The following is a 14,467-nucleotide window of genomic DNA, read 5'->3' as shown; positions in this document are numbered from 1 at the left end:
ACTCGAACGGGACCACCCCGGTCTATGCTCGACGCACCGCTCGATACGCTCTACACGTGGGCCGCGCTCTCGCTGGCCGCGACCGTCCTCGTCGGGACGGTCGCCGGCCTCCCGACGACGCCCGCGCCCGACGCCTCGGGAGTCACCGACGCCGTCGATACCGTGGCCGTCGCCGAGTACGACGCGACCGCCGAACACGACCTCGATGCCGACGCCATCCGCCTCGGCCCGCACCGACTCGGCCTCCGAAACGACGGCGGCGCGGCACACGCCACGTTCGCCTTCGGCCCGGTGACGCCGGCGACGCCCGACTCCCGACTCGGGTCGGTCGCCGCCGGCGCGTCCCCGAGCGCCGTCTTCGACTCGCCCGCCGCGTTCGCCGCCGCGGCTGAGACCGCACGCGACCGGAACGCCTCGTGGCGGCCCGCCAGCGAACCGCTCGTCGTCCGCCACATCAGTTGGGAGGGAACGGATGTCACCATCGTCTCGGCGTAGGGCACAGACCTCGCCCGTCGCCGCACTCACCGCGTTATTCGTCGTCTGCGCGGCGATTTCGGGCTACGCGACAGTCCTCGACGACTCGCTGCCGACCACCGACCGAGACCTCGCACCGGCGACGCTGTCGAACGTCGAATCCACCCTCACCGACGACTCGGGCGTCGTCGCCGTCTCGCGGCTCTCGGACGCGCTCGACGCCTGTCCCGACGGGTTCTCGTGTCGCGTTGTCGTCGCGGTCGACGGCGACCGCCGAGCCGTCGGCCCTGACGCGCCAACCGAGGCAGACGCCGATTCGACCCGCGTCAGCGTCCGCGTCGAACCCGGTCGCGTCGGATTCGGAACGCTCCGGGTCGAGGTGTGGCGATGACCGACCTCGTCTTCGACGTGACGGTGTGCCTGCTGCTCGTGAGTGCGAGCATCGGCCTCGTCGTCACCGCGGACGCCGGCGCGAGTACAAGCGCCGACCACGCCGCTATCGACGCCGACGGGGTCGCCTCGTCGCTGGCGACGAGCACCGCCACGGTCAACTACTCGCTCGCCCCCGGTGTCGAGGCCGCGGACCCGTCGCTCCTCGATGCCGACGGCGTCGACCCTCGCGAACTCGACCGGACCGCTCACGGTAGTCTCGCGGGTCTCCTCGCCCGCGCGACGCTCGGTGCGACCACCATCGACGGCGTTCGCCTGACCCGCGCCCGCGACGATTTCCGGACGCGGACCGCCGCTCGCGTCGCCTCCGAACTCCCGACTCGCGGCATCTCCGTCGCCGCCGTGTGGACGCCGTTCCTCGGTGCGCCGGTCCGCGCGACTGATGACCTCGGGCCCGAGTCGCCGTCGTCGGCGACGGTCCACTCCGCGACGCTTGACGTGCCCAGCGGGTTCCCCGCGGCGCGAAACGACGCTGTCGCCGCCAGCGACGACGGCTTCGACGCCGTCGCTCGTGTCGTCGCAAATCGAACCGTCTCGGGGCTGTTCCCGCCCGCGCTCGCTCGCCTCGCGCTCCGCGGCGACGAACCGGTTTCGACGCTGATGACCCACCGGTACGAGCGGGCTGGGGTGCTGGTGAACGCCTCCGTCGCGCCCGAAGTCGCCCGCGAGGAGACCCGCGCCGCCAACGCCGACCTCGCGGCGGCGCTGGCCCCGCGCTTCGCCGACGCGATGCGCGCCCGGTACGACACCCCGCGAGCCGCCGCCGAGGCCGTCTCGGTCGGACGCGTCACTATCGTCGTCAGGACGTGGTCGGCGTGAGGCTCGCAGACGACAACCGCGGTCGGGTTCCATTCGCCCTGCTCGGTGTGTTGCTCCTCGTCGGGAGCGCGACGTTCTCCGGCGCGCTCGCGGGTCACGACCCCGTGGCCGACCGCCGGGTCGACGACGCGATGGACCGCGCGACCGCACAGGCCGACGCCGCCGTTCGCGCGGCCGTCGGCGACGCGGCGCGCGAGGCCGCGGCGAACCCCGTCACCTCGCCCGCGAACACGACCGTCGGACGACTGCTCTCCGAGGAGCGCCCCTTCCGCGACTATCTCAGGCTCCGCATCGCTCTCGCCGCGACGGAGCGGCTTCGGGCCGTCTCCGTCGCCCGCGGCGATGTGAACGCGACCGCGACTCTGCCGCGGCCGACCAACGAGTCGACCCTCCGCGACGCGATGGACCGCGTCTCTATCTCGGGCCGCGAGAACGGAACTGTCCTCGTCGCGACCGTCGAGAACGTCTCGGTCGAAGTCGTTCGCGGCGGTCGCACCGTCGCCACCGAGTCCGTCACCGCGACGGTCGGCGTCCGAACGCCCGTCCTCGCGCTCCACGACCGAACCGAGGCCTTCGAGCACCGTCTCGACGCGAACGCGCTGGACGGCGGGACGCTCGACGCGACGGTGACGACCGCGCTGTGGGCGTCGGCGTGGACTCGCGGCTGGAGCCAGTACGCCGGCGCGCCCGTGGACAACGTCGTCTCGAACGACCACGCCGCGCTGGCGACGAACGCCGGCGTCCTGCTCGCCGAACAGCAGGCGTTCGGGGCGACTGACGCCGACGCCCGCGGGGCGACCGGTCGCGCCGCCGTCCACGCCGGTGCCCAGAGCCTGCTCTCGCAGACCGGCGTCCCCGCCGCGCCCGAACTGGCGAGCGCGCTCCCCGCACCCAATCCGTCTGCCGAGTCAGCCGCGAGCGAGGTTCCGACGAACCGGACCATCAACGCCTCCGTCGGCTCCGCGGCCGACCACGCGCTGGTCGGCCTTCTCGACGGCCACGGCGACGCGCCCGCTTACGACGACGTGGTCGCGGACGCGCACCGGGCCGCAGTCGCAGTCGAAGCCGACGCGACCGTCGTCGATCACACGGACGACCCGCCGGTCGACCTCGGCCGTGAGTGGGAACTCGTCGGTACGACGACCGAGGCGTCGTCGTCGGTCGAGACGGTGGCGACGCGAACGCCGGCGCTCGAAGCCGACACAATCGTCGTCGCCGCCGGCTCCCGCGTCGTGACGACGAGCGAGACGACCACCCGAACGTGGCGGCGGGGCAACGAGACGTTCCGCACCGACGAGACAACGGAGACGAAGACGCGCGTCGACCTCGTGGCCGTCGTCGACCCGGCCGACCTGTCCACTCCTGCGCAACCCATCGACCCGGCGGTCGAACCCGGCGGCGCGCTCGACGGCGAGAACTTCGCCGCGGCCGCCGAGCGTGCCGAGGACGCGGTTGCGACCCACGGCGGGTTCGACGGCCTCGCCCGCGACGTCGCCGACGGCGATGCGCCCGACCCACGACTGACGACCGCACCATCGGCTCCCGGCCTCGACAACTGGATTCGTGCTGACCTCGTCGCGCTCGCCGACCGCGTGAAAAACCGGAGCGTGACGCTGTCTGCCCGGCGGGTTGCCGCGGGCGAGGCGAACCTCGCCGCGGAACTCGCGTCCGACCTGCGCGCCGACCGCCGAGAGCTCGTCGGCGCACCGGCCGCCTACGACGGCGTCTCCGACCGAGCACGCGTCGCGGTCCGCGCCGCGTATCTCGACCGCGTGCTGGCGGCGCTCGACCGCCGGGCGAACCGGAGCGCGGCGGCGACCGGCGCGGCCGACGACGCGAGCACGGACGCAGCTATCGGGTCGCTCTCGAAGGCGGTCCGTGCCGAGGCGGTCGCCCGCGCGGCGCTCGGTGAGACCCGAGCGAACGGCGAGAACGGAACTGGCAACGAGACCGGTGTCCGATTCGTCCCCGACGCTGACCCCATGTACCTCTCGCTCGGCGGTCTCTCGGGGTCCGCGATGCCGACCGTCTCGCGCGGCGGCACCTACCACCCGCTCGTCGCCCGCAACACCAACCTGTTCACGCTCCCCTACGGCGACGCCGCAGACACTGTCCTCGAACCGGTGTTCGGCGCGAACCGCCGCGTCCCGCTCCGCGTCGCGGCCCGCGCGCTCCTCGCCGCCGATTCGACGCTCGCGGCGACGAACGGGACGAACGAGACGCTCGCCGACCGGCGCGACAGGCTCGAAACCGCGGTCGACCGGTCGACCGTACCCGCCGAAGAGGCCGCTGAGGACGAGCTGCGCGCGCACACCGACCACTCGATGACGGAGCGCCAGCGGATTCTGGAGCGCGCGCTCGGCGAGTGGGACGACCCAGCCCACCGGGCGCTGGCGGTCACGAACGGCTCTGCGGCCCGCGCAATCGCCGTTGAGGCCGCCGGAACGGGAACCGTCGAGGCCGACCTCCTCGAACGCCGCCTCGACGAGGCGTTCCGAACCGTCCGCCAGGACCGCTCGACGACGGTCTCACAACGACTCACGAACCGGACCGTCGAGACGACGCGGACCGCCCGTCAGCAGGCCGTCACCGACATGGCGACCGACGCGGCGATGAGCGCCACCGAGAAGGCGGTCACCGACCGCGTGAACGACACGCTCGACTCCCGCTTCGATACGTCGTTCAAGCGTGTCCCCGCCGGGATGCCGGTCGCGCCCGTCCCGGGGTACTGGTACGCGACGGTCAACGTCTGGGACGTGTCGGTCGCCGGCGAGTTCGCGCAGTTCCGGGTCCACGCCCGCGGCGACACGGAGTCACTGACGTACGCCCGCGACGGGTCGCCCGTCGCCCTCGACTGGGACGACGACGGCGTCGCGGAGACGGTCGGCCGCGGCGACCGCGTCGCGTTCGACGTGGAGACGGCAATCGTCGTCGCGGTACCCCCGTCGGGCGTCGGCGTCGGCGACATCGACGGCGACGCAGACGAGCGTTCCGAGGGCTGGGCGGGCGGTCCGGGTTGCACCGTTGCGGCGAACTGCCATGCGGACGGGTAGCCGCCAATACGACCCGAGTGGCAACCGTTTTGCCGCCGGAACGCCCAATCCGCGGTATATGTTGTACGACGCCGCCGCGAAGCCCGGAACCCTCTCGGCCGACGAGTTGCGCACCGCCTACGAGGACGAGATTCGCCGCGCAGTCGACGCCGCCGGGTCGGAGACGGCCGCCGAGGCCGCCGGCGTCTCGGAAGCCGCGCTCTCGAACGGCGTGTTGGACCTCACGCTCGAACAGGCCGCCGCGGTTCTCGAACTTGCCGACGGCAACCCCGACGCCGACGCCATCGTCTGGGAGTTCCGCGACCACCTCCTCATGGGCATGACGAGCGGCATCCTCGACGTGGATACGCTCGCGTCCGAGGTCGACCTCGACCTCTCCGGACAGGAGATTCAGCAGGCCATCGAGGGTCGCACCGCCGCCACGCTGAACGAACTGGCGGCCATCCACCACGTCATCGCCGTCCGAAACGAGCGATGAGAGTCGCCATCCTCGGCTGTGGCTACGTCGGCCTCGAACTCGCTCGCACGCTCGTTGCCGACGACCACGACGTGTGGGGTGTCCGCCGCTCCGACGACGGCCTCGCCGCCATCGAAGCGACCGGTGCGGAGGCGGTCCGCGCCGACGTGACGGACGCCGACTCGCTGGCGTCGGTCCCCGACGTGGACCACATCGTCTTCGCCGCGAGTTCCGGCGGCCGCGGGGCCGACGCCGCCCGGACCGTCTTCGTCGAGGGCCTCCGAACGGCAATCGACCACTTCGCCGCCCGCGACTCGCCGCCCGAGCGCCTCGTCTACACGTCGAGCACGGGCGTCTACGGCGATCACGGCGGCGACTTCGTCGACGAGTCGACGCCGCTCGACCCGACGACCGACAAGACGCGTGTCCTCGCAGAGGCCGAGCGCGTCGCCCGCGAGCACGCCGCCGAGCGGGGAATCGAGGGGACCGTCACCCGGTTCGCCGGGCTCTACGGTCCCGACCGCTACCGACTCGACCGCTACCTGACCGGCCCGGTCACGGCGGGCTACCTCAACATGGTCCACCGAGACGACGCCGCGGGCGTCGTCGCGTACCTCCTCGAAACCGACCGCGCCCGCGACGACACCGTCCTCGTCGTCGACGACGAACCAGTCTCGAAACACGAGTTCGCGGATTGGCTGGCTGACGAGTGCGGCGTCCCGCGCCCCAAAAAGCGGACGAAGGAAGAACGCCTCGACGCGGGCGACCTCTCGGAGGCTGCCCGCCGTCGCATCCTGACGAGCAAGCGCTGTTCGAACGACTCCCTCCGCGAACTCGGCTATTCGTTCGCGTATCCGACGTATCGCGAGGGCTACCGGGCGGCAATCGACGCCTACCGGGCCGGCGACGACTGAGCGTATTCGGTGGACGACAGGTTCGAACCTCCGAAATTCTGTCAATCTGGACAACTCGATTAGGGGGAATATTCATACGGTAGGCCCCGGTCGTGTTGTGTATGTTCGGTCCGGTGGGGCAGTTCGACACGGGTGCTATCTTCGAGTCTATCGACTCGTTCGTGCGCGCGCACCCCGAAATCGCGGCGGCGCTCGTCGTCGCGCTCGGCGCCCTCTCGCTCGTCGTCTACGCCGCGATTCGCTTCAAGCGGCCGATGGGCACGCGCTTCGCCGAGGCGCTGGAGGACGTCGACGAGGTTGCCGTCCTCATGCACCCGAACCCGGACCCCGACGCCATGGCCGCGGCGATCGGCGTGGCCTGTCTCGCAGAACAGGTCGGGACCACACCGACAATCCAGTTCGCCGGCCAGATTCGACACCAGGAAAACCGCGCGTTTCGTACCGTTCTCGACCTCGACTTAGACCCCATCGACCACGTGAGCGACCTCGCCGCCGAGGCGGTCGTCCTCGTGGACCACAACGCGCCCCGTGGCTTTGCGGGGGCAGAGGGCGTCCTTCCCTACGCCGTCGTCGACCACCACCCCGGCGACGGGACCGGTGAGATGTTCACGGACGTGCGCACCGACTACGGCGCGTGTTCGAGCATCATCGCCGAGTACTTCCGCGACGTGGGCGCGAAACCCGTCCCGCCGGACATGCACGCCAGCGAGGTGAACGCCTCGTACACCGTCCCGTCACAGGTCGCGACGGGCCTCGTCTACGGGATTCTCACGGACACCAAACACCTCACTGCGGGCTGTTCGGCCGCCGACTTCGACGCCGCCGGCTTCCTCTTCCCCGGCGTCAACGAGGACCACCTCGACCGCATCGCCAACCCCGAGGTCTCCCGCGAGGTACTGGAGGCGAAGGCGCGGGCTATCGCCGGCCGCGACGTGCGCGGTCCCTTCGCTGTCGCCGACATCGGCACCATCTCGAACGTCGACGCCATCCCGCAGGCGGCCGACGAACTCATTCAACTCGAGGGCGTCACCGCGGCGGTCGTCTGCGGCGAGCGCGAGAGCAACGTCTACCTCTCTGGTCGCTCCCGCGACGACCGAGTCCACATGGGGCGGACGCTGGAGGCCGCACTCGACCACTACCGCGGGGCGAGCGCCGGCGGCCACGCCCGGATGGGCGGCGGCCAGATAATCCGCCCCGACGCGGTCACCGACGGCGGCAACGGCGAGTCCATCGCCCGCGACGAACTCCTCGAACACGTTTTCGAGGCGCTGTCGGGCGATATCTGACTCGCCGGCGGCCGTCTCCGAACCCGGACCGGTGGCCCTTAACCGTCGGCCGCCGTAGCGCCGACCATGGCTACAGGACGGGCGACGTGGGCCTACCGCGACCGGTTCGGTGACAGTTTCGGCCGCACCTTCTACCGCCGGTTCGGCCCCGGCGTCGTCTCCAGTATCGGCATCGGGACCTACCTCGGCGAGCCGACCGATGCGGTCGACGACCGCTACCGCGAGTCGCTCGTCTCTGCGCTCGAACACGGCGTCAACCTCGTCGACACGGCGTCGAACTACCGTCACGGCCGCGCCGAGCGGGTCGTCGGCGACGCGGTCCGCGGGGCCGACGTCGACCGCGACGCCGTCGTCGTCGCCTCGAAGGCCGGGTTCGTCCCCTTCGACCGCGAGCGCCCCGACGACCCCGGCGCGTACGTCCGCGAGACGGTCCTCGACGCCGGCCTCGCCGACGCCGACGAACTCGCCCACGGCAGTCACACCATCGCGCCCGCCTTCGTCGACGAGATGGTCGACCGCTCGCTCGACCTGACGGGACTGGACCACATCGACTGCTACTACCTCCACAACCCCGGGACGCAACTGGCAATCGCCGACCGCGAGACGGTGTACGACCGAATCGAGGCGGCCTTCGAGGTGCTCGAACGGCGGGTCGCCGCCGACGACATCGGTCGCTACGGCGTCGCAACGTGGGAAGCATTCCGGGTCGCGCCCGACCACGACGCGTACCTGTCGCTCCCCGAACTCGTCCATCGGGCCGAGCGCGCGGCAGAAACCGTCGGCAACGACGAACACTCGCTCGAAGCGATTCAGCTCCCGTTCAACGTCGTGATGGCCGACGCGTTCACCGTCGAGGCCCACGACACCGAGGGCGAGGCGATGAGCGCGCTCTGGTACGCCCACGAACACGGCCTGCACGCCTTCACGAGCGCCAGCCTCGCGCAGGGCGACCTCGCGGCGGAGATTCCGGCGTCGGTGAACTCGGTGCTCGCCGGCGACACGGCGGCCCAGCGGGCGCTCAACTTCTCGCGGAGCGCGCCCGGCGTGACCGCGGCGCTCGTCGGCGCGTCGTCGGTAGCACACGTCGCGGAGAACATCGCGGCCGGCACGTTCGACCCCCTCGGGGCGCGGACGTTCGATTCGGTGTTCGAGTGAGCGGACGCCGGTTCCACCCGAGCGCCCGCAGTCGGTCGCTTTGTCTTATCTGAGCTCTTTCCACTCGCGCCCGCAGTCGGCGCAGATGCGGAGGGAAAACACCTCGTCCGGGTCGTTTTTCTTCTTCAGCGACTCGCCGCACTCGGAACAGGTCAGTCGTCCGTAGGTATCCTTCTCCAACTCCCCGTCTCGAAGCCCCTTCCGCGTTGTCTTCATAAGCGTTCGTTTGTGCAACGAACATAAAAACCCGACGACGAACCCCGTTTTCGCCCCGCACGACGCGCCGCCACCCCCGCTCAGTCGAAAGTGTTGTCACCTCGCGGCGCGCGCTTTCGTCCGTGTCACGTGGCCGCCTCTTCGGAACCCTCTGCGGGATGGTGCTGCTCGTCAACCTCGCGCGAGTCGTCTTCGCACCGCTTCTCGGGGAGTTCATCACGTTCTTCGAGGTCGACCGCGCCACCGTCGGCATCGTCGCCACCCTCGTCTGGCTCGGGAGCGCCGCTCTCCGCGTCCCGACCGGCTGGCTGCTCACCCGCGTTCCGAGACACCGGGTGGTGCTCGGGACCGGCGTCATCCTCGTCATCGCCTCGGGCGTGACCGCCAGCGCGACCACCGTCGAGACGCTGATGATTGGCGCGGTCTCGATGGGCCTCGCCTCGGGCGCGTACTTCGTCGCCGCCAACCCGCTCGTGAGCGAGCTGTTCCCCGACCGCGTCGGCCGCGCGATGGGAATCCACGGCACCGCCAGCCAACTCGCGGCCGTCGGCGTCGCCCCCTTCGTCACGCTCGTCCTCGCAGTCGGGGCCGACCTCGTCCCCCGGCTCCCGTTCGTTTCCGCGGCGTGGCAACTCGTCTTCGTCTGCGTCGGCCTCGCGGCCGCCGCCGTGACGCTCGCGCTGTTCTTCACGGCCCGCTCGACGGACCTTCCCGACGCGGGCGCGGCCGACCGCGACCTCCTCGGCGCAGCCCGGTCCGAGTGGCGCGTCATCCTCACCGGCATCGTCATCCTCGGCTTCACCGGCTTCGTCTGGCAGGGCCTGTTCAACTTCTACGAACTGTACATGGTGTCGAAGGGGCTGCCAGCGACGACGGCGCGAAACATGCTGACGGTCATCTTCGGCGCGGGCGTGCCGGCGTTCTTCCTCTCGGGGCGGCTCGCCGACAAACTGCCGCGCATCCCGTACATCCTCGGCGTGCTCGTCTCCTTCGTCGTCTCGGTGTTCGTCTTGACCGTGACGACGAGCCTCGTCGGCCTCCTCGTCGTCACCGCGGTCGTCGGCTACGTCATCCACAGCCTCTTTCCGGCGCTCGACGCCTACCTGCTCGACACGCTCCCCGACGAGAGCCGCGGGAGCGCCTACTCGGTGTACTCGTTCGGCATGATGATATTCCAGGCCAGCGGGTCGGGCGTGGTCGGCACCCTGACCGACTTCGGCTACGCGTTCGACGAGGTGTTCTTCTGGTTCTCCATCGGGCTGGCGGTCGTCGTCACGGGCCTCATCGCCTTCCAGCGCGCCGGGCGCATCCCGAACTGAGCGGACTGGCGGCGGTCGAACGAACCCGGCAGACAACTCGGCTCTCGCCGCACTTTTGCTCGCCCGGTTCTACGACCGACACGATGGAGTACGTACAAGAGCGGGTCACGACGCTCCACGACCTCTCCGGGCCGGTCCCCGACGCCCCGACCGACCGCGCCGCCGTGGTCGTGCCGATGACGGAGCGGGAGTACGCCGGCCTCGCCGCCGAGCGGGTGCTCTCGACGCTGGAGTCGCTCTCGCCCGCGCGGGTCGTCGTCCCCCTCCGCGCGCCCGCCGACCGGGTCGCCCCGTTCGCCGACTGGCTCGACGAGTACGACCTGCCGCTCGACGTGCTGTGGTGCGACGGTCCCCGCGTCGCCGACCTGCTGGACTCCCACGACCTTGACGGCGAGCGCGGCAAGGGCCGCGACGTGTGGCTCGCGCTCGGCTGCGCCGCCCGCGAGGAGTACGTCGTCGTCCACGACGCGGACACGAAGACCTACGACGAGCGCTACGTCCCGCGGCTCCTGTTCCCGCTCGCGCACGGCCACGACTTCTCGAAGGGCTACTACGCCCGCGTCGAGGAGGGGCGGCTCTACGGCCGGCTGTTCAGGCTGTTTTACGCCCCGCTCGTCCGCGCGCTCGAAGCCGAGACGGACGCCCCCATCGTTCGATACCTCGACTCGTTCCGGTACGCCCTCGCCGGGGAGTTCGCGGCCACGTCCGACCTCGCGTTGCAGATGCGGTCGCCGCGGAAGTGGGGCCTCGAAGTCGGCACCCTCGGCGACGCCTTCGCCCACGCCGGCTTCGACCGGAGCGCGCAGGTCGACCTCGGCGAGTACGAACACGACCACCGCTCCGTGAGCGGGCCGACCGGCCTCTCGGACATGAGCGAGTCCGTCGGGCGGACGCTCCTCAGAGCGGTCGTGGAACACGGCGGAAGCGTCGAGTTCGACACGCTCGCCGACCGCTACCGCGAGGCCGGGAACAGACTGGTCGAGCAGTACGCGGCCGACGCGGCGTTCAACGGCTTCGACTACGACCGGGGAGACGAGCGCGAGCAGGTCGCCACCTACGCCGAGGCCATCTCGAAGCCCGGCGAGGACACGCGGCTCCCGGCGTGGCGGGACACCTCGCTGTCGCCCGACGCGGTGCTTTCCGCCGCGAGCGACGACCTCGACGACGTGCGGGAGTCTGCGGGCCGATGAGCGAGGCGACCTACGACGACCTCGCGGGCGTCGTCGACCTCTTCGGCGCGCTCACCCGCGAGGAACTGGAGACCGCGCTGGACGAACTCGCGTTCAAGCAGGGCCGCGAGACAGACGGTGACGCCCTCTCGGGCGCGATTTCCGACGCGGTCGACGCCTACTACCTCGTCCCCTACGAGGACGACGAGACGGACGCGGAACTCCTGACGGTCGGGCCGATGGCGTTTCCGACGCTCCCCGACCGGGCGGAGGACCTCCCGCACATCCTCGACTACCCGACCCGCGAGGTGCCGCGGGGCGAGTTGGCGACGCAGGTCGAGTCGCGTCTCCGGGCGGCGGCCGCGAGTGCAGTGCAGACGGGCGACGACGACGAAATCGAGCGTCTGCTGGACGTGACGTACGACCTCGAAGCGTGGGCCGACACCGACGTGGGGTCGATTCGCGAGCGCCTCGACGCCGCGCTGGACGCGGAGGGGCAGGCCTAAGTCTCGGCATCTCTTTACGAATCGTGACGATGGACCTCGCGGGCGTCACCCGACACGAACCGGTGACCGTCGACGCGGGCCGGCGGGCGGCCGTCATCGCCCCCGTCGTGTTCCGCGACGAGCGGCCGCACATCCTGTTTACCAAGCGCGCCGACCATCTCGGCGAGCATCCCGGCCAGATGAGTTTCCCCGGCGGCGGGCGCGAACCCAGCGACGCCGACCTGCGGGCGACCGCGCTCCGCGAGGCCAACGAGGAAATCGGCCTTCGAGCCGATGAGACCACGTTTCACGGCCGACTCGACGATATTCTCACCGTGACCGACTACGCCGTCTCGCCGTTCGTCGCCACGGTGCCCGACCGCGAGTACGAACCCGACCAGCGCGAGGTGGCCGAAATCGCGGTGCTCGCGGTCGACGACCTGACCGACCGCGCGAACTACGAGTCGGAGCGCCGCGACCACCCGCAGTACGGCGAGATTCGGCTCCACTTCTTCCACGTCGACGGCTACACCGTCTGGGGCGCGACCGGGCGGATGCTCGTGCAACTGCTCGAACTCACGACCGACTGGCGCGTCCCCGAGGAGGTCGACCGCGTGGTCGACCCCGACGCCGACTACCCGGTGTAGCGCGCCCACTCGCGGTGTCTGAGTCAGTTCCGAAAAACAAGACCGCGTCAGCGTGTCGTCGTCCCCACGGCAACTCCCTTTCTGCCCCCCGAGTACCCCCTCAGCCGAGGAGGTACTTGAGCGCGGGGCGCTGGCGGACGAACTCCATCTTCTCGATGATGGCGTCGAGGCCGAGGATGCGGCCCGCGGCGAGGGTGCCGACGATGACGAACATCATCAGCCCGAACAGGTCGCCGTTGACGAGACCGTGGCCCCAGTCGGCGTTCCCCAGGTAGAAGAACACCATCAGGACGCCGCCGAAGAAGGCGGCGAGCCGGACGAGTGCACCCACGATGAGTCCGAGGCCGATGAGGAACTCGCCCCACGGAACCATGATGTTCGTGAGGTCGAGGAGCCACGGGGTCGCAGCGGCCCACGCGAAGAAGCCCTGCAGCGGCGAGGTAGCGGGGGCGTTCGCGAGGTAGCCGCCGGCGTTGAACGCCTCACCGGTTATCTTCCCCCAGCCCGCGTGGAGGAACCAGTAACCGGTGATGAGGCGGGTCAACACGAGCACGTAGCCCGTGACGCCCTGCGAGTAGTCGAAGTCCATTCTGTTCCCCAGCATCTCGATTTGTGCGTTAGCGGGCATCTCGGTTCACCTTACATCTGAATCGTCGGCCGCGAACCCCATATAACGGCGACGCGATTTCCGAATCTATAGAACTGGGAATCACCGAAAACGGGCGTCTGAGACTGTCACGATTCATTTTCGACTACTAATCGGAGTCTAGAATTGCCTCCTGAATACAATCGTGTTGGTACGGCGGTGAACACGGCGGGATTTCACGGCGAGGCACGTCGTCGCACGGTTCGATACGGCTCGCCGCCGCTTCGAAACGAGGTATATAAACGTCGCCGGGAGAGCCAGCATCGCCGTCACCGACAGGGTTTTGCCCTCCTCCGCGCTATCCGTTCTCACATGGTCGCACAGACGATGGATCGCGTTCCGCGACGGTACTGAAATTTCTGTGGTGATAGTATGTTGACCGCCGAGCGTGCGGTCTCGAAAGCCGGTCTGGACGCAGTCGCACTCAAACCCGCCGAGTGCGACGTGCGCGAGGCGCTGTCGGTCCCGCTCGACATCGTGGCTATCGACTACGAGGGCCGCGAGCGACTCCCCGACGAGGACGTGCTGCACGAACTCGCGGCCGAGAAAGAGGTTCGACTGACCACGCCGGTCCGAGCCGACGGCTTCGACCCCCTCGGCGACGACTCGCTGTACGAGTGGCTCCCCGACGGGATTCGGCAGGTGCTCGTGGCCGGTCACGGCGCGTATCTGACTGACGACGAGGCGGGCCGCGCGGTCGCCCCCCGGCTCCGCGCCGCCCGAGAGCGCGCGCCCGACGCGTGGGTCGGCACCGAGGGCATCGAGCGAATCGCTCTCGCCGCCGGCGGCACGCAGTACGAACTCCTCTCGCGGTCGACCCGCAGGGACGTTCGGGCGCTCCGGGCGGCCGGCTTCGACGGCGAGGTCGCGCTCTACGCCCCGACCGCCCTCACCGACGACGACGATGAGATTCTCGACGCCGTCGGCGCGTACGTCTCCCGCCGCCGCCCCGTCGCTCGCGCGCTCCCCGACGACGCCGCGACCGACGCCTCGGCCGAGGGTCGCGCCCGCGAGGTGCTCCTGAAGGCCGCGCGTGACTACGCCCTCATCGGCTCCGTGACCGACGTGCGTCGTCGAATCGACGACCTCCGCGACGCCGGCATCGACCTCGTGGTCGGGTACCCCGCCCGCGGCGTCGACGAGTTCGCCGAGTAGTCTGGCGCGCCGCCCGCGCTCGTCCCGTCTCCGAACCGAGCACCGGAGGCCTTTTACGCGGTCGCCGGAGAGGACAGGTGACGGCACGGTCGGGTGGCTCCTTTCGGACCCACGTGGTTTCCACGTGGGCCACGGCCGGCTGACCTACCCCGTCTCTCTACAATCCTGAGCGACCGCGTTGCGCAGTTATCGGCCACTTACTCACGACCGGTGAGCAACCGC

Annotated in this window: 15 protein-coding genes; 13 read left to right on the top strand and 2 right to left on the bottom strand. The window is 70.3% G+C overall.

What is annotated here, in order from left to right:
• Nucleotides 1-24: 24 nt before the first annotated feature.
• The 8 genes from C5B90_RS03915 to C5B90_RS03880 all read left to right on the top strand — a co-directional run bounded on the left by C5B90_RS03915 (nt 25) and on the right by C5B90_RS03880 (nt 8,608).
• On the top strand, nt 25-495 hold the full coding sequence (locus C5B90_RS03915) for a hypothetical protein (protein WP_115879254.1): 471 nt from the start codon (nt 25-27) through the stop codon (nt 493-495).
• Nucleotides 473-865, top strand: coding sequence for a hypothetical protein (locus tag C5B90_RS03910; RefSeq protein WP_115879252.1), 393 nt, complete (start codon nt 473-475; stop codon nt 863-865). The genes C5B90_RS03915 and C5B90_RS03910 overlap by 23 nt, the downstream gene beginning before the upstream one ends.
• Nucleotides 862-1,743, top strand: coding sequence for a hypothetical protein (locus tag C5B90_RS03905; RefSeq protein ID WP_115879250.1), 882 nt, complete (start codon nt 862-864; stop codon nt 1,741-1,743). Before C5B90_RS03910 ends, C5B90_RS03905 begins: the two co-directional genes overlap by 4 nt.
• On the top strand, nt 1,731-4,796 hold the full coding sequence (locus C5B90_RS03900; protein ID WP_115879248.1) for a hypothetical protein: 3,066 nt from the start codon (nt 1,731-1,733) through the stop codon (nt 4,794-4,796). Before C5B90_RS03905 ends, C5B90_RS03900 begins: the two co-directional genes overlap by 13 nt.
• Before the next feature lie 58 nt (nt 4,797-4,854).
• Nucleotides 4,855-5,274 carry a DUF5791 family protein gene (locus tag C5B90_RS03895; RefSeq protein ID WP_058827984.1) on the top strand — a complete coding sequence of 140 codons (420 nt, stop codon included), beginning with the start codon at nt 4,855-4,857 and terminating at the stop codon, nt 5,272-5,274.
• Nucleotides 5,271-6,167 (top strand): SDR family oxidoreductase, encoded by an 897-nt coding sequence (locus C5B90_RS03890; RefSeq protein WP_115879246.1) that lies wholly within the window; start codon nt 5,271-5,273, stop codon nt 6,165-6,167. Before C5B90_RS03895 ends, C5B90_RS03890 begins: the two co-directional genes overlap by 4 nt.
• Before the next feature lie 101 nt (nt 6,168-6,268).
• Nucleotides 6,269-7,453 carry a bifunctional oligoribonuclease/PAP phosphatase NrnA gene (locus C5B90_RS03885; protein WP_115879244.1) on the top strand — a complete coding sequence of 395 codons (1,185 nt, stop codon included), beginning with the start codon at nt 6,269-6,271 and terminating at the stop codon, nt 7,451-7,453.
• A gap of 66 nt (nt 7,454-7,519) precedes the next feature.
• Nucleotides 7,520-8,608, top strand: coding sequence for an aldo/keto reductase (locus C5B90_RS03880; protein ID WP_115879242.1), 1,089 nt, complete (start codon nt 7,520-7,522; stop codon nt 8,606-8,608).
• A 45-nt stretch (nt 8,609-8,653) separates the two neighbouring features.
• Here C5B90_RS03880 and C5B90_RS20725 read toward each other — a convergent pair whose 3' ends face one another.
• A complete protein-coding gene (locus C5B90_RS20725) occupies nt 8,654-8,824 on the bottom strand; it encodes an HVO_0758 family zinc finger protein (protein WP_004972738.1) in 171 nt (56 codons plus the stop codon).
• 158 nt (nt 8,825-8,982) lie between these two features.
• On the opposite strand from C5B90_RS20725, the gene C5B90_RS03875 reads away from it, so the two are divergent.
• The 4 genes from C5B90_RS03875 (at nt 8,983) to C5B90_RS03860 (ending at nt 12,444) form a co-directional block, all read left to right on the top strand.
• Nucleotides 8,983-10,143 carry an MFS transporter gene (locus C5B90_RS03875; protein WP_115879240.1) on the top strand — a complete coding sequence of 387 codons (1,161 nt, stop codon included), beginning with the start codon at nt 8,983-8,985 and terminating at the stop codon, nt 10,141-10,143.
• 83 nt (nt 10,144-10,226) lie between these two features.
• The gene (locus tag C5B90_RS03870) at nt 10,227-11,333 is read left to right on the top strand and encodes a glycosyl transferase family 2 (protein ID WP_115879238.1); all 1,107 of its coding nucleotides are present in this window, start codon (nt 10,227-10,229) and stop codon (nt 11,331-11,333) included.
• Complete coding sequence (locus C5B90_RS03865) at nt 11,330-11,818, top strand: hypothetical protein (RefSeq protein WP_115879236.1); 489 nt, start codon at nt 11,330-11,332, stop codon at nt 11,816-11,818. The genes C5B90_RS03870 and C5B90_RS03865 overlap by 4 nt, the downstream gene beginning before the upstream one ends.
• Before the next feature lie 29 nt (nt 11,819-11,847).
• Nucleotides 11,848-12,444, top strand: coding sequence for a CoA pyrophosphatase (locus C5B90_RS03860; protein ID WP_115879234.1), 597 nt, complete (start codon nt 11,848-11,850; stop codon nt 12,442-12,444).
• Between the two features lie 100 nt (nt 12,445-12,544).
• On the opposite strand, the gene C5B90_RS03855 is transcribed toward C5B90_RS03860, so the two are convergent.
• Nucleotides 12,545-13,033 carry a DoxX family protein gene (locus C5B90_RS03855; RefSeq protein ID WP_115880562.1) on the bottom strand — a complete coding sequence of 163 codons (489 nt, stop codon included), beginning with the start codon at nt 13,031-13,033 and terminating at the stop codon, nt 12,545-12,547.
• A gap of 429 nt (nt 13,034-13,462) precedes the next feature.
• Between C5B90_RS03855 and C5B90_RS03850 the strand changes: the two genes are divergently transcribed.
• Nucleotides 13,463-14,245 carry a luciferase gene (locus C5B90_RS03850; protein WP_115879232.1) on the top strand — a complete coding sequence of 261 codons (783 nt, stop codon included), beginning with the start codon at nt 13,463-13,465 and terminating at the stop codon, nt 14,243-14,245.
• The last annotated feature ends 222 nt before the right edge of the window (nt 14,246-14,467 follow it).

Origin of the sequence: Haloferax sp. Atlit-12N, from assembly GCF_003383095.1 — an archaeon.
GTDB lineage: Archaea > Halobacteriota > Halobacteria > Halobacteriales > Haloferacaceae > Haloferax.
Note: the sequence above shows the minus strand (reverse complement) of the source record. Positions and strands in the feature narration are given on the sequence as shown.

Coding starts and splice junctions, on each gene's coding strand:
- C5B90_RS03915 (WP_115879254.1), top strand. CDS start 25: ATGCTCGACGCACCGCTCGATACGCTCTACACGTGGGCCGCGCTCTCG.
- C5B90_RS03910 (WP_115879252.1), top strand. CDS start 473: ATGTCACCATCGTCTCGGCGTAGGGCACAGACCTCGCCCGTCGCCGCA.
- C5B90_RS03905 (WP_115879250.1), top strand. CDS start 862: ATGACCGACCTCGTCTTCGACGTGACGGTGTGCCTGCTGCTCGTGAGT.
- C5B90_RS03895 (WP_058827984.1), top strand. CDS start 4,855: ATGTTGTACGACGCCGCCGCGAAGCCCGGAACCCTCTCGGCCGACGAG.
- C5B90_RS03890 (WP_115879246.1), top strand. CDS start 5,271: ATGAGAGTCGCCATCCTCGGCTGTGGCTACGTCGGCCTCGAACTCGCT.
- C5B90_RS03885 (WP_115879244.1), top strand. CDS start 6,269: ATGTTCGGTCCGGTGGGGCAGTTCGACACGGGTGCTATCTTCGAGTCT.
- C5B90_RS03880 (WP_115879242.1), top strand. CDS start 7,520: ATGGCTACAGGACGGGCGACGTGGGCCTACCGCGACCGGTTCGGTGAC.
- C5B90_RS20725 (WP_004972738.1), bottom strand. CDS start 8,824: ATGAAGACAACGCGGAAGGGGCTTCGAGACGGGGAGTTGGAGAAGGAT.
- C5B90_RS03875 (WP_115879240.1), top strand. CDS start 8,983: ATGGTGCTGCTCGTCAACCTCGCGCGAGTCGTCTTCGCACCGCTTCTC.
- C5B90_RS03870 (WP_115879238.1), top strand. CDS start 10,227: ATGGAGTACGTACAAGAGCGGGTCACGACGCTCCACGACCTCTCCGGG.
- C5B90_RS03865 (WP_115879236.1), top strand. CDS start 11,330: ATGAGCGAGGCGACCTACGACGACCTCGCGGGCGTCGTCGACCTCTTC.
- C5B90_RS03860 (WP_115879234.1), top strand. CDS start 11,848: ATGGACCTCGCGGGCGTCACCCGACACGAACCGGTGACCGTCGACGCG.
- C5B90_RS03855 (WP_115880562.1), bottom strand. CDS start 13,033: ATGGACTTCGACTACTCGCAGGGCGTCACGGGCTACGTGCTCGTGTTG.
- C5B90_RS03850 (WP_115879232.1), top strand. CDS start 13,463: ATGTTGACCGCCGAGCGTGCGGTCTCGAAAGCCGGTCTGGACGCAGTC.